Here is a 22,087-nt window from a genome sequence, read left to right on the forward strand (position 1 = left end):
CAAGACAATACCGTGATCAATGAAATTATTCAAGCCATTAGTGTCCATGCAAAGCCTTTAACAGGGGATGAAATTATCGAAGTTATAGGCGGCGAACAAGCGGTGTTAGCACCAACGGCTTTAAGCGTGAAAAATCAAAGTATCACGACAGAAAAAATAAAACCAGGTACAGCAAAACAACTCTTAGTCACTGATGCTACGGGAGAAGTGAAGTGGGTGGATGCAACGGATGAAGTAATCAAAGAAGCCGTTCAAGCGAATGAAAAAGTAACGATTCTCGAAGATAACCACAATGGTACTTTTACGTACTACAATGAGAAGGCAATTGATGAGCAAACGGGAATGCCTATTCGCAATCTTGGCGTTGTGTTTGATGCCAATACATTGAGAATCAAAGAAAGAGAGGCAGCGAATGAAAAAGGTATCTACGATTTCTATGATGGGATGACTACACTTGCCAATCCATTAATTACCATCAGTACACGTGCCAACTCCATTTATATTGACAACAGCAGTACGATTATTGAAGGTGATAACTTGCAAAGTGTCATTGAGAACATCATTGCTAAGATAGAAGTGGCACAAACTAGACCATCTGCTTTAAGTGGAGAGGGAATTCTAGTAAATGGAGACCCGTCTTTAGCTGGTGCTGTATTGAAAGAAGTCTTATTGACGATTGCGGATGGAGCAATTGTTGAACAAAAATTGGCAAACAACGCCGTGACGACCTATAAAATAAACGATAAAGCAGTCACTTCAGCTAAAATTGCCCCAGGTCCAGATAAAAATCTCCTAGTAACCAAAGATGGAGAAGTTCAATGGATTCCGGTGACAGATGAAATCATGAAAGAGATCGTAACCAAAAATGAAACCATTACGATTTTAGATACTAGTGCCAACAATGGAACTTTTATCTACTATAATGAAAGCGATTTTGATGCGAATGGAATACTCATAGGTTCAGGTACTGCCTTTGATGCCAATACCTTGACAATTTCGAATAACGGAGAGGGAAAATATGTCTTTCGCGATCAAAAAACACAAACAGGGACTCCTTTAGCAGAAATTGATATTGTAGGAACTGTTATTGAGAATATTACGGAGATTCTCGACAATCAAACGGTTGTAGAGGAAATCTATGAGAAAATTGCAGCGGAAGGAAAAGCACTGACCAATGAAGATGCCTCAATTTTAGTAGAAGGGGGAGATGCTGCTGTTTTACATGCGACCAAAATATCGGTAGCTAACCAGGGAATTACACCAGCTAAAATAGCACCAGGAGGAGATAAATTTATCTTGGTGACGAAAAATGGACAGGTGGAGTGGGTTCCTGCTTCGGATGAAGTGATTAAAGAAATCGTTGACTATAACGAAAAAATTACGATTCTAACCGTAGATCAACAGCAAGGAACTTTTGTTTATTACAATGAAGAAAGTGTTGATAGCAACGGTCAAATAACGGGTGCAGGTGTAGCTTTCGATGCCAATACGTTGACCATTGCAGATAATGGGGCTGGGAAATATGTATTTCGAGATGGACATACAAGAACAGGGGATGCATTAGCCGAAATTGATATCCTTGGAACGGTAGTTGAAAACATTACTGAAATTCTAAGTAAAGAAGAAGTTCGAAATGAAATCTTCGAAACGGTAGCGGCTCAAGGTAAAGATGTAACTTCTACCAACGGTTCTATTGCCATTGTTGGTGGTGACAAAGCAACCTTAAAAGAAATGCAATTGACCATTGCTCCTGATGGAGTAACGACAATCACCATTGCCTCACAAGCAGTAACCACGGATAAAATCGCACCAGGATTGAAAAAAGGTCAATTGTTAGTGACCAATGAAAATAGAGAAGTACAATGGATGGATGCAAGTGATCCTGTCATTAAGGAAATACTCAAAGGAAATCAGGCCATTACCTATGTCGAAGACAATCAAAATGGAACTTTTACGTATTTCAACGAAGCTTGTTTTGATAAAGATGGAAATTTAGTATATCCAGAACAAGCCGTTACTTTTAATGCAAATACGCTACGAATAGTAGAGGTGGAGGACGACCAAGGAAATGGAACGGGTGTATTTCAGTTTTTTGATGAATCAAGTGATACCCATCCAATTAGTACGATTAATGTTACCGCAAGTGTGATCAACAATATTGATCAAATTTTACAAGATGTACACGTACAGGAATCCATCTATACAACGGTTGCCAATAAGGGACAGCGCCTAGCAAATACCGATGGATCTTTAGCGATTACCGGAGGAGATAAGGCTGTTTTAGAAGGTGTTGATATCAAGGTGGAAGAGCAAGGGATACAAACCATTCACCTAGGAGATGGTACGGTAACAACCGCAAAAATAAACACAGAGCATGCTGAAAAAGGAACCGTACTAACATCTGACGGTTTGGGAAATGCGTTTTTTCAGCCCACTAGCGAAGCTGTGATCCCGGCCATGCAAGGGGATTTAGCAGGAGAAGCAGGTGTAATCTCTATCTTAGGTGGAGGTGAAAATGTGATTTTTGGCGACCAGAATAAAAAAGTAACCATTGCCATTAATAAAGGTGGTGTAAAAGGATCTCATATTGGAAACCGAACAATTACCAATGACAATATTGCCAATCAGACGATTCAGGCAACAAAGCTTAGTGGGATTGGAGAGCAAGCAGGTGCCGTTGCAACGGTAAATGCCAATGGTACGGTGAGCTATTTGCCGCTGAAAACAGAGCATATTACTGATAAAGGTAGTATCACAACAGATGGCATTATTGCTGTATCAGACAACGGACAAGATAAAGTGTTAAGCGATGTTCATCTCTCCATTGAAACCAAGTCAATTACCGCTGATAAATTAAGTGCACAAGGGGCTGTCAACGGAGCGGTAGCAACAGCAAATGCCGACGGAACGGTGACTTATCAACCTTTAAAAGGCGAAAATCTAGCGGATAAAGCGGCCTTGAAAACAGATGGTATTATTCGAGTGGATGGAGTGAATGAACAAAACAATACCCTACTAAAAGAAGCCATGTTGAGTATCGCTGAACAATCCATTACCGCTACTCAAATTGCAGATCACACCATTACCAATGATCAAATTGCATTGAATACCATTACGGTAGATAAAATTTCAGCGGGTAATGAACCACCAAAACGCGTGATGGTGATTGATGAATTTGGAACCGTAAAATGGGGAGAATTAGATGATATAGTAACAGATGCAGCGGGTAATTTAACAACAGATACCATTATTGAAATTCAAGATGGAGATGGGGTAAACTCACTCTTTAATGATGTTAAGTTAGGAATTAAAGAAGGGAGTATAACCAATACGCAAATTAAGGATCAAACCATTCAAATTGAGAAACTGAGCAGTGAAGGAGCAGGGACAGATGGAATGATTTTAGTTTCTACGCTAGATGGAGGATTCGAGTTTGTCGCCAAAGAAAGTGTAACGAGTCAAGGATACGATTTAAAAGTAGAACCTGCTTTAGAGTTTACACAAGGAAATGGTAAAGATGCTGTTTTAGTACCTACAACAATAGGCGTGAAAAACGGTGGAATTACCGAAGCTAAACTAGGTGATCATGCGGTCACGACAAGTAAAATATCAAGCCAAGGAGCAGATGAAAACGCGGTGTTAACCGCAGATGGTCAAGGGAATGTAGCGTATAAAAAAATAAATACCGCTGCTTTCGAAGACGGTGCATCGGATTTAAAATCCGATGGTTCTTTACGTGTTCCTTTGCATAATAAAGCCCTTTTAAGTGAAGTTGAAATCAGCATCGCAAGCAGTGGAGTTCAAAACCAACATTTGGCTGATCAGTCGGTTACGGTTTCTAAAATTAATTCGGAAGCGGCTGCAACAGGTACCGTATTAAGTGCAGATGGTCTTGGAAATACGAGCTTCAAGACACTTAACGCTATTGCTAATGAGCAAGGAAAGGCGATTACATCTGAGGAGCAAAGTTTGACTATAGCACCCAATAAAGCGGCCTTACAGGAACTAAGTATCGATGTGGCTGAAAGTGGAATTAAAACCAAACACATTGAAAACCAAGCTGTATCTCCAGATAAAATCTCTTCTTTAGACAGTGGAGAAGGGTTAGTCCTAACGTCGGATGGCGAAGGTGGAGCTGCGTTTTTGACCCTTGGTGATGTGTTGAGTGGTGCAGGAAAAACGATTGCTAGCGGTCCTTCTATTACAGTAGTTGGAGGAGAACAAGCTGCTTTGCAAGACGTGTCTATCGATGTAGCTAATTTCGGAATTACAGAGAATAAAATTGATACTCAAGCGGTTTCGACTGCAAAAATAAAGGATAAAGCCGTTACAACTCAAAAAATTGCACCCGAGGGAAGCAGCAAGATTTTGGGAACAGATAGCAATGGCGTAGTAAAGTGGATGAGTAGCACAGACGAACTGATTAAAGTCATCGTTAAAGCCAACGAGTCCATAACTAAATTAGTAGACAACGGAAATGGAACAATCACCTACTATAACGAAAGTCAAGTAGATAGTAGTGGAAATCTTATTCCTAATGCCAAAGGAGTTGATTTTGATGCGAATACGCTTTCAATCTCACAAACAGAGCCTTTTGTTTATGTGTTTAAAGATCGTTTAGATCCTACAGGGCAAACTATTTTAGCAACTATTGATACAAGAGCAAAATCCATTGTTTTTGAAGACAATAGCATCGTCTACAACAATGTTGAAGAAGCGATTATCAGTTTGACTCAAAAAATCGAGCAATTAGAAAATCTCGATATTGAAAAAGCGCCTTTATCCGGAGATGGAATTCTCATAAATGGGCAAGCTTCCGTTGCGGATGCCGTCTTTAAGGATATTACATTGAGTATTGAAGACGAGGCGGTTACGCCAGCTAAAATAAAAGGAGGTACAGCTAAGCAACTGTTAATTACCAATACGCTAGGAAAAGCGCAGTGGGTAGATAAAAATGATCCGATTATCAAAGAAATCGTACAGAGCAATGAAAAAGTAACCGTATTAGAGGTACAAGCAAACGGAACTTTCGTGTACTATAGCGAAGAAGATATCGATGCGCAAGGGAATATTGTTGGCTCTGGTACCTTATTCGATGCCAATACGTTAACTATTGAAGATCAAGGTAATGGTGCATATGCGTTTTACGATAAGTCTCAAGCCGAACCACTTGAAATCATTGATATTCCTAAAGCAGTGATTGAAAATATTACGGAATTATTGAATAATATTTCAGTAAAACAAGAGATTTTCAATGTAGTAGCGGCTCAAGGTAAAAATGTAACAGCTGATCAAGCGATTGAGATTACAGGCGGTACAAAAGCGGCTTTAGCTGAAATGACCATTGGCTTGAAAGATGGGGGAGTAACAACGGAAAAAGTTGCCTCACAAGCCATTACTGCCGATAAGTTATGGGCAGGTGAAGATAAAGCAAATTACGTACCCATTGTACAAAATGATGGCTCTGTTGCGTATCAGCCTATGACGGTAGCTGTGACTGGACAACCTTTAACAGTGGATTCTTCTTTAGCAATTACTGGAGAAGGAAATGCTTCTCGTGCCGTACTAGAAAAGATTGGGTTGCAAATTAAAGAAGATGGAATTGAGACGAAACACTTAAAAAATCTTGCGGTTACAGCTGCTAAAATTAATTCACAAGAATCTCAAAGAGGAACAATACTAGCTGCTGATGGCTCTGGAAATGCAGCATTTACACCTGCTAGTACTCTTGTTCAAACAGCCATGCAAGGGGATTTAGTTAGTGATACCTCTTTAGTAGTTGAAAATGGAGAGAATGTGCTTTTCGGTGACAATACCACACAAGTAAAAGTGAAAATCAATGAAGGAGGAGTAACAGGGACGCATATAGCGAGTCAAGTGGTTAAAAACGACCACCTTGTGAATAAAACGATTCAAGCTAATAAGTTAACAGCCGGAACAGGAGTAGAGAATCGCGTGGCTTTGGCAGATGCAACGGGTACTGTTACTTATAATACCCTTTCTACACAAGTATTAACAGGGAAAGGAAATATTACTTCAGACGGAACGATAGCTGTTTCTGATAATGGCGTAGGAAAAGTTTTGGAAGATGTAAAATTAGGGATTAATGATCACTCAATCAAAGCGACCAAGTTAGATGGTGGTGGCGCTCCTGAAGGGGCAATAGCAACCGTTGGTGCGAATGGGGTATCAGTAAGTTATTTGCCTTTAACAGCAAATCACCTAACAAACAAAGGAAATATTACCACAGATAACATCATTGTTGCTTCTGAAAATGGAGTAGGCAAAGTGTTGCAAGATGTAAACTTAAGCATTAAACCAAAGGGAATCGGAACAGCGCAATTAGCTGATCAAGCGGTAACAAATGCACAAGTAGCCGAAGTGACCATTACATCGAATAAATTATCTTCTCAAGGGGTAACGGCAAAAAGCGTGTTAATTAGCGGAGACAACAACGAAGTAGTTTGGGGGGAATTAGGTGATATCGTAACGGATACGGCAGGTAATTTAACCACGGATAATATCATCGAAATGACCAATGGCAATGGAGTAAATACGCTGTTGAAAGATGTAACATTGGGAATTAAAGAGCAGAGTATTACACACAATAAATTGAGTTCCAAAGAAGGAGACGCCAATGTAGCCATCGACCATGTCTTAGTAACCGATGGTCAGGGTGGATTTAGCTATGCGAGTAGAGAGGCAGTTGAAGTAGGTGGAGTAGATTTAAACCTTGGTAACGCTTTAGCATTTGCAGACGGTACTACGGGATTAAATGCGGTATTAGCGCCTACGAAAATTGATGTTAAAGATGGTGGAATTCAAACGGCAAAACTAGCAGATGGCGCAGTTACAGTAGGTAAAATGACCGCAGGGAACGCCGCTGTAAACAGTGTGTTGACAGCAAAAGCAAATGGAACTGTTGCCTATGAAGCATTGAATGAAAATGCATTTGCAGGGAATGGAGCGGATTTAGTTTCAGATAGTTCTATTAAAGTAATAGCCAATAATAAAGCCCTATTAACAGAGACAAGTATTGCTATTGCGGATTCAGGAGTAAAAAATAACCACTTGAATAATTTAGCGGTAACCACTGCTAAAATCAGCTCTAAAGTGGGAACAACCAATGCAGCTAATGGTACAATCTTAGCAGCGGATGGCAGTGGAAATACCAATTTTAAAACGCTTACGGAGTTGGCGACTGCACAAGGAAAAGCGGTGTCTTCCGATGGATCACTAAGTGTGACTTCCAACAACAAAGCGGTATTGCAAAATGTGGAAATTAAAGTAGCCAGAGAAGGAATCGAAAATAAACACATTGGAGAAAGAGAAGTAACAGCAGATAAAATTGGAACTTCAGGAATCAGCAAAGGCTTAGTATTAACTGCAGACGGACAAGGTGCTGCTCAATTTAAAAGTGTAGATGAGGCGATTGCTGGCGCTGGAAAAACAATGCAAGAAGGAGCGGGAATTGCTATTGAAGGAGGAGTAAAAGCGGCTTTACAAGATGTGAAAATTAGTGTAGCAAATAGGGGAATTGACAATCCTAAAATTGCAGACGGTGCTGTAAACGCCCGTACAATTGCGGCCAAAGCTGTGGGTACTGCAGAATTAGATACTCGCGCAGTAACAGGTGAAAAAATTGCAGAAGAAACCATTACGTTTACAAAAATTGCAGATTATGCTATTCGTAAAAACCATATCTACAACAGTAATATTGAAGAAATTCACTTTGCGACAGGTGCAGTGAGTAAACGAGCGTTAGCTTCTAAAGCAGTTACCGTTGCAAAAATCGATGCTGAATCGGCAACGACAGGACATGTATTAACAGTAGAATCTAATGGTAACGTAGCTTTTAAAGCACCAACAGGAGCATCGATTACAACAGGTAATTTAACAAGTAAAGAAGCTAGTTTATTTGATATTGAAAATGGAAGCTTAGCCCTACTAAAAGATGTTAAACTGGATATCAAAGGGGGTGGAATTAAAACCAAACATATTGCTGATAAAGCCGTTGGTACAGCCGAATTAAAAGATGAGGCCGTAACAACCGCCAAAATCGCAGATGGGGCAGTTGGCACAGCTGAATTAAAAAGTGGCGCTGTAACAGCAGCAAAAATTGCAGCCAAAGCCGTAGGTACGGGTGAGCTAGCCGATAATGGAGTGACACAAGCTAAATTAGCGACTAACTCTGTAGGTTATGATCAATTGAAAGTGAATTCTGTTTACGATAATATCATCGAAGATAAAGGAGTGAAGGAGGCTAAAATCAATTCAGGAAATGCCAGTTCAGGTTATGTATTAACAGCGAATGGTTCGGGAGGAGCAAGCTTTAAACCTGCATCTGGTAGTAATGCCTCTGGTGAATTATACGGCGATGGTCCGATTAGTGTAACCGATGGAGCCAATGCGATTATGCATGATGTTCACTTAGATATTAAATTACGCTCTATTGATACGGAATATATTGCTAATGATGCAGTAGGGTTTAATCAATTAAAAGGAGGCTCCGTCTATGGAAATGTAATCAAAGACCAAGCCGTAACTAGAGATAAAATCGGAAATAATGCCGTTGGTTACAATCAATTGGATAATGAATCTGTTTACGGATCGGTGATTAAAGATAAAGCCATTACCACATCAAAAATTGCAGGAAATGCAGTTGGATATGATGAATTAGATCGTTATGCGGTACACACTAATGCGATTAAACCTAAAGGGGTTGACTCAAGTAAAATTGATTCAGGAAATTCGCGTTCAGGCTATGTACTAACGTCTGATGGAAATGGAGGTGCGACGTTCGAGGCTCCTCAAGGCGGTGGTAGTAGTGAAGCGGGTATGCCGAAATTCTTCTACTTACCTGCTATGTATGTGCCTATCGTCTCTGGTGGTTCAGGATCATTAAGAGTTTATGACGAGTATAGAGAACAATTCGGAAGTCCGATGGTTTCCAACTCGGGTGCGGGTTCTAGTCCTTCTTTACCCGTGATGGGAAGAAGTGAACTCAACTACCACGTTACCTACTATGACACCGCTATTTTCTATGACGTAAGCATGAGTAACGATGGAGTTATGTCGTATAAAATGAGAACAGGTGTGCAACCCACAGGAAAAACGTTTTTTAATATCGTTTTAGAAGTAAAATAATAATCTAAAACTCACAGCAGACTCGGGTCTGTTGTGGGTTTGATGAATAGACGACAGATGAAAAAGTATTTGTATGCGATAATCGCTTGCCTCTGTTTACTAACAGCGCAAGCACAAACGAGAAGCGGAACGGTTACGTTTCCTCTTACCAATGGAAATGGCGATGCTCCTTCAGGAATTAAGGATCACTTTGGACTAGGAGGAAATACACCAACAGGTTATGAGCGTCATACTTCAGAAGGGTTGGTACTCACCAAAGATAGAGTGGGGTATAGTGCATTTACACTGGACAACTTAGAAATTGATTTACGCGAAGAATTACAAGTGGAATTTGAATATGCATTAGCCTCTGTGAATGCGGGCTACGGCAAGGGGGAAGGAATGGCCTTTTTCTTCTACGAACCTGGTGAACGATTTGAGTTTGGCTACCGATTTGAAGCCTTAGGCTATGCATATAATGAAACAGGTAGTACTTTTGGAAGACAAAAGAGTTTAGAGGGATCCTATTTAGCGATAGCTTTTGACGTTACGGGTGGTTTTAAAGATTATTTTAATACGAACGAGTCTAGACGTGAGGGGATTTCAGCGCAACGCTTTGAAGATGCCAATTTATCTCAACGGGATTTTGGACGGTATAAAGGCAATCACGTAACACTTAGAGGAGCTCATGCAGCTTATAGACAAGCAGCAGGCTACAGTGGAAACCCAGTGTTACTAAGTAAGTATTACGGGGGAGCATCAACGAGCTCTACCGATGTGTCTATGGCTACATTAAATTACGATACGGGGCAATATACCTTTGGTGTAAACTCCAACTCCGCTGCCTTCGATGTAGGAAACGGAGGGTCGCAGAACAACCCCAACTTTCAAAAAATAAGACTAGAGTTTAAACCGGCTAGTAGAGGAGGAATTTATATAACGGTAAAAGCAATAGAAGGTAGTAGAACTATTGTCCTAATTGATGAATTCGAGTACAAAACAGCGTTCAAAACATTTGACCGACAAAATATCTTATACGACCTCAGAGCACCTGTTCCTCATCGTGTAAAAATGGGATTTACAGCCTCAACGGGTAACTTTAGCCAACAAAAAACAATCATTCGAAATGTAAAAGTTACTATTCCCAATGCACTTATTTTGGATGATGTAAAAGCCGATATGTGTGTGAGTGAGGAAGGAGACAGTAGAAACGCAACGATTGATGTCGCTGTATTTGAGGATACTGATTTTTCAGTCAATCCCAGTTCGTTTAATTTTTTAGATAATAATGGAAACGAAATGGGTACTTCCTATACGCAGTCTAATGTAGGACGATGGGAGTATTCCTCTAGAAATGAAGAAGTAACCCTCACCTTAACCAATGGAAACTTTGAACCTGGCGATGTAGCAAAAATTCAATACAACGTGGAAGCAAGAGATGGAACAAAAGCACAACCTGCCACTATCCGAATTACTGGTGTTGCTTGTGGAGCAAGTATCAATCCACATATTAGAGTAAAAAATCAAAATGCTCCTTTCTTAAGGTAGCTCTACAAAAGACAGATAAGAAGGATTTTAGTAAAATGAATAAAAATACAGAGTTGAAATAAATAGTAGTTTATGAAAAAGAATGTACTTTCAGTAGCGTTATTAATGATGTCAGGCTTCGCTTTTGCGCAAGTAGGGATTGGAACGGCCAATCCAAACCCTGCTGCCTTATTAGATGTAGAAGCTAAAACAGGTAGTTTTAAAGGGGTTTTGATTCCAAGAGTTCCCCTTTCTTCAACAAGTGATAATTCGAATTTCAATGCAAAAAATACACCGAATAGTTTGTTGGTATTTAATACCACCGCCAATTCAGAACTAAAACCGGGTTACTATTATTGGTTTGATAAAAGTTGGGTGCGCTTAATTGCTTCTACCGATGATTTATTAGAAGAATTAGCCATCAATGAGGAATTAGCTGTCAACGTAGCTCAACAAAGTTTGTATCTACGCGATACAAAAAACAATGTTGTATCCGTGCCTTTAGCTGATATTAACCTTGTGACTACATTAACCGCGACAGGAGATGGAAAGTATGTCTATAAATCAGAAGACAACACAGAAACGGTTATTGATGTTGCAGCAGATGTGATTAATAATATTTCAGTCATTATCAATCAAGAAGATGTAATTAACGAAATTGTACAATCGATCACAACGAGCGCAAAAGACTTAACTGGAGATAGCAGCATTGAAGTGGTGGGGGGAGAAAAGGCCGTCTTAGCCGCTACTCAATTAAGTATAAAAAATGCGGGCATTACACCGGCTAAAATTCAGCCTGGCGACCGCAAACAGCTTTTAGTTACCGATGAAAATGGCGCTGTAGCCTGGGTGGATGCAACCGACGAAATCATCAAAGAGGTTGTAGAACACAACGAAGTGATTACGCTTTTAGTGGATGGTGGAGATGGAACATTTACCTATTACAACGAAAAAGGAATTGATGCCGACGGTAATATCATTTCGGATAGGGGAGTTAAATTTGACGCCAATACGCTGCGCATTGTGAAAACAGGGGATAATACCTATGCTTTTTACGATAAATCGAGTGCTACTACACCGATTGCTGTTATTGATGTGGCGGGAAGTGTGATAGAAAATATCACCGAAATCCTCAACGATACAACGGTTCAAAATGATATTTACAATGCCGTTGCCGCTCAAGGTAAAGCCGCAACTGCTGCTGATGGTTCAATCCAAGTAGACAATGGAGATCAAGCGGTATTAAATGAAATGCAAATTTCAGTGGCTAACGCTGGTATTACACCAGCTAAAATTCAACCTGGTGGACTTAAACAACTTTTAGTTACTGATGAAAATGGCGCTGTAGCCTGGGTAGATGCAACCGACGAAATCATCAAAGAGGTTGTAGGACACAACGAAGTGATTACACTTTTAGTGGATGGTGGAGATGGAACGTTTACCTACTACAACGAAAAGGGAATTGACGCCAATGGCCAGCTCATTCCGGGTATGGGGGTGAAGTTTGATGCCAATACCTTGAGAATCAAAGAAAGAGAAGGTAGTGCAGGAAAGGGGATTTTTGATTTTTACGATGGAGCTACTTCTGTTCAAAATCCCTTGATGACCATCAATACGCGTGCAAAAGCTATTGTATATGAAAACAACTCAACGAGTATTCAAGGAGGAAATGTACAAGCTGTTTTAGATAATATTATCCGCAAAGTTGAACAAGCTCAAGGTAGTACAGCTTCTTTAAAAGGAAACGGAATCTTGGTGAACGGACAAGCAGAGGTAACGCATGCGGTGTTAAAAGATATGCTCTTGACTCTTGCAGATGATGCAGTGACCGAAACCAAAAATCTTAGATGGTTCGGTCAATACATTTAAGCTGCGAAATGAAGCTGTTACGCCTGCTAAGATTAAGCCAGGAGGTCGTAAGCAACTCTTAGTGACTGACGAAAATGGCGTGGTTAATTGGGTGGATGCAAGTAGTGAAATCATCAAAGAAGTCGTAGAACACAACGAAGTAGTAACGCTATTAGTCGATGGTGGAGATGGAACGTTTACCTATTACAACGAAAAGGAAATTGACGCTAATGGGGATCTAATTCCAAATACGGGAGTTAAATTTGACGCCAATACCCTTCGCATTGTCAAAGCAGGAGATAATACATACGAATTTTACGATAAAACCAGTGCAACAACACCGATTGCAGTGATTGATGTTGCGGGAAGTGTGATTGAAAATATTACGGAAATCTTAAACGATACAACCGTACAAAATGATATTTACAATGCTGTAGCGGCGCAAGGAAAAGCCGCAACTGCTTTAGATGGTTCGATTCAAGTAGATAACGGAGATCAAGCGGTATTAAATGCCATGCAAATTGCTGTGGCAAATGCGGGAATTACACCGGCTAAAATTCAACCAGGTGGTTTGAAACAGCTTTTAGTTACTGATGAAAATGGGGAGGTAGCTTGGGTCGATGCTACGGATGAGATCATCAAAGAAGTCGTAGAACACAACGAAGTAGTGACTCTATTAGTTGATGGTGGAGATGGAACGTTTACCTATTACAACGAAAAGGAAATTGACGCTAATGGTGATCTAATTCCAAATACGGGAGTTAAGTTTGACGCCAATACCCTTCGCATTGTCAAAGCAGGAGATAATACATACGAATTTTACGATAAAACCAGTGCAACAACACCGATCGCAGTGATTGATGTAGCGAGCAGTGTGATTGAAAATATTACGGAAATCTTAAACGATACAACCGTACAAAATGATATTTACAACGCTGTAGCGGCGCAAGGAAAAGCTGCAACTGCTGCAGATGGTTCGATTCAAGTAGATAACGGAGATCAAGCGGTATTAAATGCCATGCAAATTGCTGTGGCTAACGCGGGAATTACACCGGCTAAAATTCAACCAGGTGGACTCAAACAACTGTTGGTTACCGATGAGAATGGGGTGGTAACTTGGGTAGATGCCACGGATGAGATCATCAAAGAAGTCGTAGAACACAACGAAGTAGTGACTCTATTAGTTGATGGTGGTGATGGAACGTTTACGTACTACAACGAAAAGGAAATTGATGCCAATGGAGCTATCATTCCAGGTAGTGGGATAAAATTCGACGCCAATACACTAAAAATTGTCAAAACAGCGGAGAATACATACGAATTTTACGATCAATCGAGCGATACTACACCAATTGGAACCATTGATGTAGCGAGCAGTGTGATTGAAAATATTACGGAAATCCTCAATACGGAAGAAGTTCAAAACGAAATTTACGCTTCTGTTGCTGCAAATGGAAAGAAAATAGCAAGTAATGATGGATCTATTTCCGTAACAGGAGGTAGTAAAGCGGTATTGAGTGCCGTGACTATCAACATTGAAAATGAAGGAGTAACGGCTGACAAAATTAAAAATAAAACCATTACAGCGGCTAAAATGGATGCGCAAGGAGTTGCGAATGGGGCTGTATTAACGGCTGACGGATTGGGTAATGCCAGTTATAAAACACCAACAACTGTTGTCGAACCAGCTATGCAAGGGGATTTGGTTGGAGAAACGGATGTCATCAATGTAATTGGAGGAGAAAATGTACTATTTGGTGATACAACTAAAAAAGTAACCATTGCAATTAATGAAGGAGGAATTGCCAACGCTCACTTGGGACATCAATCCATCAAAGCGGAAAAGTTGGATGCAACAGGGGAAACGGCAGGACATGTAGCTACTGTAAATGCAGATGGTTCAGTTAGTTATCAAGCTCTTACTCCTGAAGCGATTACTAGCAAAGGGGATATCACAACAGATGGTGTTGTAACGGTAGATAATGGCGTGGACAAAGTACTGGGTGATGTGCATTTGGGAATCAAAAATAAATCGGTAGGAGCCGGAAAACTAGATGCAACTGGCGCAGTAGAAGGTGCAGTTGCAACCGTAAATGCGGATGGAACGGTTACGTATAAGGTACTAGAAGCTAGTGCAATTGCTGAAAAAGGAGATATCACAACGGATGCTATCATCAAAGTGGATAACGGTACAGCCAAAGTATTAGCCGATGTGAACTTGAGTATCGAAAACAAATCCATTACTGCGGCTCAAATTACGGATGGAACCATTACCAATGATCTTATTGCTGAAAATACCATTACTGTAGACAAGATTTCTGCAGGGAATGAACCGCCAAAGCGAGCCTTAGTTATTGATGAATTAGGTGTGGTGAAATGGGGCGAACTCGATGATTTAGTGACGGATGCTGCAGGTAATTTAACGACAGATAATATTGTTGAAATTCAAACAGGTGATGGCATAAACACCTTGTTTAACGATGTAAAACTGGGAATTAAAGACAGCAGTATTACCAATACACAAATTCAAGATCAAACCATTCAAATTGAAAAATTGAGTAGTGCAGGTGCAACAGGTGAGGGCATGATCTTAGTTTCTACAGCAACAGGTGGTTTTGAATATGTAGCTCGAGAGAGTATTGAAACAGATGGAGAAGATTTAAAATTAGATACGGCTTTAGAATTTGTTGAAGGAAATGGAGTAGATGCCGTGCTAGTACCGACAAAAATTGGCGTAAAAAATGAAGGAATTACCACTGCTAAGTTAGCAGATGCTTCCGTTACTACAGCGAAGATCAATGCAATTGGAGCAGAAGAAAACGCTGTATTAACAGCAGATGGACAAGGAAATGTAAGTTATAAAAAGATTAATGAAACTGCTTTTGAAGGAACAGAAGCTGATTTAGTATCGGATGGATTGTTGTTAATTCCAGAAGATAATAAGGCAGTTTTAAATGCGTTGACGATCGGTATTGCAAATAGTGGGGTGAAAAATCAACATATTTCAAATCAATCCATTACCGTAGGTAAGATCAATGCAGAAGCTGCTGCTGACGGAGCGGTATTAACAGCTGACGGGGCGGGTCATACCTCCTTTAAACCGTTGAATGAGGTTGCCCTCGTGCAAGGACAAACAGTATCTTCCTCAGATGAATCCATCGCTGTACCTGCTGGAAACAAAGCGACGCTACAACCTTTGGATGTTAAGGTAGCTACAGGAGGAATTAAAAAAGACCACCTCGCAGCAAAAGCTGTTACAGAAGATAAAATCGGAACCAATAAACCTAACGGATTGGTGTTAACCTCTACCGGTCAAGGAGGGGCTGAGTTTCGTTCTTTGGGTCAAGTCATTGGAAATAACGGAAAAGCGATCGTTGGTGAAGAAGGAATTGATGTACAAGGGGGAGGAAATGCTGCTTTAGCAGATGTAACCCTTTCTATCACGAATGGCGGCGTTACCAATGAAAAATTGGCTGAAGATGCAGTGGGAACGAGTAATATTCAAAATCAATCAGTTACGGTTGCTAAAATGCTAGGTGACGAACCAAGACAAATCTTGGGTACGGATGCTAGTGGTTTAGTGAAATGGATGGATGCTAATGATAGTATCCTAACAACCATCATCCAGTCCAATGAAATTGTAACGGTGCTAAAGGACAATGAAAATGGGACGTTTACCTACTATGATGAAAAAGAAGTAGATGCGCAGGGCAATATAAAACCCAATGCAGTTGGTTCTACGTTTAATGCGAATACATTGCGAATTGTAAACACAGAGGATAAGAAATACCAATTCTTCGATGGGAGTAGTGCAACCGTTCCTATTGCTACGATTGATGTAGAAGCTGCTGTGATTGAAAATATTACAGAAATCTTAAACGAAACTACTGTTAAAGAAGAGCTATATGAAACAATAGCAGCTCAAGGACAAGCCTTAACTGCTACGGATCAATCTATCACCATTTCAGGTGGTGATCAAGCTGTTTTAGCGGCTACTCAAATTGCAGTTGCAAACGCCGGAATTACACCTGCTAAGATAGCTCCTGGTGTTGTTGGTCAATTGTTGGTAACCGATGAAGAAGGAAAAGTTGCTTGGGTTGATGCAACAAGTGATATTATCGAGACTATTGTCACAACGCAAGAGAGAATCACCCTACTACAAGATAATGGAGATGGAACGTTTACGTACTTCAATGAGAGCGATGTTACTAAAGAAGGAGCGATTGTAGGCACAGGAGTGACCTTCGATGCCAATACACTTCGCATTGATGATAGCGTGGCAGGAACGTATGTGTTCTATAATGAAGGATCAGATGAAGCACTAGCAACTATCGATGTAGCGGGTACCGTAATTGAAAACATTACAGAAATCTTAAATGATTCAATCGTTCAGCATGACATTTTTACTACCGTTGCGGCTCAAGGTAAAGCAGTAACAGGAGATGCATCGATTCAAATAACAGGAGGAGAAAAAGCAGCTTTAGAAGTGATGAATATCACGTTGAAAGACGATGGTGTAACAACGGCTAAGATTCAAAATCAAGCGGTAACAGAAAGCAAATTATTCGCTGGAGCAGGAAAAGCCAATCACATTCCAGTAGCGCAAGCTGATGGAAGTGTACAATATCAGCCAATGGCTGCTGTGGTAGAAGGAAAAGCACTTAGCGTGGATACCTCCTTAGAAATTGTAGGTGATGCGGCTAAAGCTGTTCTACAACCGTTTGAATTGAAAGTGAAAGAAGGGGGGATTGAAACCGCTCATCTTCAAAATCGCGCGGTAACAGCTACTAAAATTAGTGCGCAAGGTGCTACAGAAGGCGCTGTATTAACTGCAGATGGATCTGGAAATGCAATATTTAAAACAACAGAAGATGTACTTGCTCCTGCCATGAATGGCGATTTAGTTGGGCAAGAAGGAATTATAGTGCAAGGGGGAGCTAATGTGCTCTTTGGTGCGGACGGAACACAAGCCATTGTAAAAATTAATGAGGGTGGTGTAAAGGGCAACCATATTGCAGCAGGTACAGTTAAAAACATCAATATTGCTGATGATACCATTGAGGCAACTAAACTCACAGCAGGTGAGGGTGAGGACAATCGCGTGGCTATGGCTAATGCTGCAGGAAAGGTGGTTTATCAAACGCTCTCTGCAGATTCTATGACCGAGAAAGGAGATATTAGTACCGATTCGATTATAACTGTTTCAGAGGATGGGGTTGGAAAAGTACTAGCTGATGTTACGTTAGGTATCGCTGAAAATTCTATCCCAGCAACTAAATTGAACGGGGGCGGAGCAGTTGCGAATACCGTAGCTATGGTAGGCGCCAATGGTACAACTGTAAGCTATGAAGCAATTACTCCAGCTAAAATTTTTAACAAAGGAAAAATTACAACGGATAGTGTTATTGTGGTAGATAATGGGGTAGATAAAGTACTCGGCGATTTGAAACTGAGTATCAAGAACCAAGGAATCACAACGACTCAATTGGCTAATGAAGCCGTTGGAACACAACAATTAAAGGATAATGCGGTTACTGTTGAGAAGATTTCAGCCGAGGGAATCACGGCAGCTAGTATGCTTGTAACCCAAGGAGATGGCGTTGCGCAATGGGCGGAATTAGGTGATATCGTCAGTCAAACCGCTGGGAATTTAACCACTGATGACATTATTCAAGTGACCAGTGGCGATGCAGAGCAATCACTATTAAAAGACGTAACCTTAGGTATTGCAGATAAGAGTATTACTCGTAATAAATTGAGTTCAATCGTTGATGGCCAACCGTATTTAGAAGACTATTTATTAGTAACGGATGGACAAGGAGGGTTCAACTATGAAGCAAAAGAAGCGGTTCAGGCGGGAGGTGTAGACTTAAAACTTGGAAATGCTTTGGTGTTTACTGGAGAAACAACAGGATTGAGTGCGGTATTAGCACCAACTGAAATTGATGTGGCTGAGGGCGGAATTGGAACGGGTAAATTAGCTAATGGCGCTGTTACTCCAGCGAAGATAACAGCTGAAAATGCAGCTGAAAATACAGTGCTAACTGCAAATAGCGATGGTACAGTAGCGTTCAAAGCGTTGAGTGATACTGCTTTTGAAGGACAAGGAGAAGATCTGAAATCAGATGGATCGATTAAAGTATTGGAGGACAACAAATCCTTGTTAGCTGAAACGACAATCGCTATTGCAGAAGGAGGGGTTTCTAATCAACACCTACAAGAAAAAGCAGTAACGCCTAGTAAAATTAGCGCTATAGCAGGAGCAGATAATGCTGCTACTGGAACGGTATTAACCGCGGATGGAAATGGAAATGCTATATTCCAATCGTTTGAGACACTCGCTACGACGCAAGGAAAAGCGTTGTTGAGTGATCCTTCTATTACGATTTCTCCAGCTGCTAATAAAGCAGCATTACAGGAGCTTAGTATTAGCATTACGAAAGGGGGAATTAAAAAGGAACACCTTGCTGCACGTAATGTTTCCCTTGATAAAATGGCAACTGATGATGCGGCATTTGGGTTAATTCTAGGAGCTGACGGACAAGGTGGAGTTGATTTGGTTAATATGTTTGATATCGTTTCTGAATCTGGACAACGTTTAACAGGCGGAACGGGAATCTCGGTAACCGGCGTGAACGCGGCTCATGCTTTATTAGCAGAAGCAACGGTTAGTATTAAAGATGAAGGGGTATCAGAAGCTAAGTTAGGGGTTAATGCAGTAACAGAATTAAAAATAGCAGATAAAAACGTAACTGCAGCCAAGTTGAGCTCTAAAGTAGATAATAACTATGTGACTGGTGGACATGTGTTAACTTCAGATGGTCGAGGAGGAGTAAGTTTTAAACCCACAGCTACAACTGAATTAACAGGTACTATTGATGGTGGTACTTCTCCAATTAAGGTGGTAAACGGTGACAATACGGTTGGGCAAGATGTACAACTAAGTTTGAAGCCAACCTCAATTGACGCACAACTCTTAGCCAATGATGCCGTAATCACGAGTAAAATTGCGGAAGAAGCAGTAACGGCAACTAAAATTAAAGAAGGGGCACTTCAAGATGAACACTTTTCTATTGGTGCAGTGGAATCAAGAGCAATTGCAGCGAATGCAGTAACAACGGATAAAATTGCAACGGATGCGGTAACTGAATCGAAGATTAAGAAGAATTCTGTGAATTACGATAAGATTCAACCGGATGCTGTGTATGGTGTTGTAGTAAGAAATAAAGGAATTACAGCTTCTAAAATCGATGCAGGTGCTGCAACGATTGGACACGTTCTAACGGTTAAATCAGGAGGAACAGTGGCTTTTGAAGCACCAGCAGGAGCAGATTTTACGAAAGGAAATTTAAACAGTTCTTCTACAATTGAAGTGACAAACGGGACCGATGCGGTACTTAAAAATGTAGACTTAAAAGTAAAAGGAGGATCAATTACCACCCAACATATTGCGGATAATACGATTGGTTATGATGAGTTAAAGGGCAATGCAGTTCACGGAGATGTAATTAAAGATGAAGGGGTGTCTGCTGAAAAAATTAGTTCTAAAGATGAAGAGGAGGATAATACACCTGAAGGTTTTGTATTGACTTCTGACGGAAACGGAGGGGCTTCTTTCCAAAAAGCAAAAGGAGGAAATTCGGGATTCTTCTATTCGCCTTCTTTTGTAGTAGACGTATATCCAGGTAGCCGTGGTAAAACTAAAGATGTCTATAAGATTTATAAAGATCAATTCCAAGGCGCTATTTCCTCTCGATCAACGGCTAGCTTAGCTATCTATGAAAAAGTCGAGTTGGATTTCTTTGTATTGTATTATGATGAAGACGTTTTCGAAAATGTATCGATTAGTGAAGCAGGAGTATTAAAATACGATGTTAAACGCGATGCTGAAGTTACTGCAGCTACATTCTTTAATGTAGCCATGCAACTTAGACAAGACTAAAAAATGATACTCCCTTAGTTCAACGGAATAAAGAAATAAGGGAGATCTTTAATTCTTATTTAATTAGACCAATATGAAATATAAAGTAGTACTACTTCTTTTCCTTTTGATATCTCTGGGCATTTCAGCTCAAGAACTGAATCGAACATTCCCTTACCACGCTTCCTTGCAAGGAACTTCTGCACCCACTAGAATTGTAGAAAAAATAAAAACAGGAGCACCTACTGGAAGTAATCGATATACCGAGGATGGGTTGCGTTTAACCTATGATGATACCCAACACGCACTCAGTGGTTTTTACCTCAAGGATGTAGAGGTACCAATGAATTATGTACTTACTATAGATTTTGAATATGCTACGCTAGATGGTGAAACATACAATGATAGCTATGGAGATGGTTTAACGATGTTCTTCTTTGATTCAGCTGCAACGTTTGACCTAGGAAGTACAGGTTCTGGAATCGGATATGCTTATAATAACGCCTCGGGAAATAAACAACCTGGGCTAGATGGTGCTTATTTAGGATTGAGTCTTGATGTATTTGGAGATGCTAAAATTCGAGCAAACTCCACTCGTGTTAAGAGAGAAGGAGTTGCTGGAGTGAACTATCAATACTATGGTAGTCACGTAACACTTCGTGGGGGACAACATGAGAATAATCGTTACAAAGGTTATCCTGTGATTTACTCTCAACAAACATATTCAGGAAGCAGCTCAAGTCCTGATGCAGCTTATGTGCAATTAGATTTCGAAACAGGTGATTATATCGAAAAGTCTTATGTAAATAGTACCCCAAACTTAAGAACGCAATACGGGAGTCAGATGAGATTTAATAAGGTAACTTTTGAATTTGATCCTGTGAACAACGGGGATGAGGAATTTGCATTAAGTTACCATATTGATAATGAATATACATATGGAGGAGGGAATTATGGAATACTTAAATATAAAGAGTCCTTTAAAACGAGAGATGAGAATGGAAATTTATATACGTTTAATGCGAAAAATATAGATAGTTATCGCATTGGTTTTGCAGCATCAACAGGAGAGGCTAGCCAAACACATCTACTAAAAAATATTAACGTTCGATTGAAGCATGCCCCCGAAACTCAGGATAAAGAAATGTTACTTTGTTTAAGTGAACCTGGTATTGGTGATGATCGTGAAAGTTGGATACGATTAGAAAAGCCTTTTGAAGGGGCACGATTTTATGTCGGTGATCCTTATGATCCCTTTCGTCCTAAAGGAGGAGATTCTTATAAGGAAATTGACTTTTATTCCTTGCGTTTAGAAGATGAATATGGCTATCCTTTAGATTATAGAATAGTTGAACATGATTTAAATGATTATATCAGTCAGATATACGATGAACCAGGTGTAGGAGAATGGGAATTATATTACAACACATATAGTTGTATAGTGTATTTTACACCGGAAGATGAAAGTTTTCCTGAAGGAGATTATAGTATTTATATTTCTGCTAAAAGTATTGATCAAGGAGAACACTTTCCCTTTTCACATGAAGATTTTCGAAGTAGACCTACCAAGATAACAGTTAAAGCGAGATATTGTAAATCCGTAGTGAATCCCAGTATGCCAATTCGAGTTAGAGAGGAGTCTGATGATTAACCCATAAAAAAAGG

Annotated in this window: 5 protein-coding genes; all 5 read left to right on the forward strand. The window is 40.2% G+C overall.

Going from position 1 to position 22,087, the window contains the following annotated elements; all coding sequences use genetic code 11:
* Window positions 1–12 precede the first annotated feature (12 nt).
* Window positions 13–9,147 (forward strand): beta strand repeat-containing protein, encoded by a 9,135-nt coding sequence (locus tag ACPDG9_RS03775; RefSeq protein WP_430526432.1) that lies wholly within the window; start codon window positions 13–15, stop codon window positions 9,145–9,147.
* A 57-nt stretch (window positions 9,148–9,204) separates the two neighbouring features.
* On the forward strand, window positions 9,205–10,674 hold the full coding sequence (locus ACPDG9_RS03780) for a hypothetical protein (protein WP_430526433.1): 1,470 nt from the start codon (window positions 9,205–9,207) through the stop codon (window positions 10,672–10,674).
* 72 nt (window positions 10,675–10,746) lie between these two features.
* Window positions 10,747–12,522, forward strand: a complete 1,776-nt coding sequence (locus ACPDG9_RS03785; RefSeq protein ID WP_430526434.1) for a hypothetical protein — start codon at window positions 10,747–10,749, stop codon at window positions 12,520–12,522.
* A 61-nt stretch (window positions 12,523–12,583) separates the two neighbouring features.
* Entirely contained in the window at window positions 12,584–20,443 is a 7,860-nt protein-coding gene (locus ACPDG9_RS03790; protein WP_430526435.1) for a beta strand repeat-containing protein, read from the forward strand.
* A gap of 73 nt (window positions 20,444–20,516) precedes the next feature.
* Complete coding sequence (locus ACPDG9_RS03795; protein WP_430526436.1) at window positions 20,517–22,073, forward strand: hypothetical protein; 1,557 nt, start codon at window positions 20,517–20,519, stop codon at window positions 22,071–22,073.
* The last annotated feature ends 14 nt before the right edge of the window (window positions 22,074–22,087 follow it).

This window comes from Myroides sp. C6-3 (genome assembly GCF_050522425.1).
GTDB lineage: Bacteria > Bacteroidota > Bacteroidia > Flavobacteriales > Flavobacteriaceae > Flavobacterium.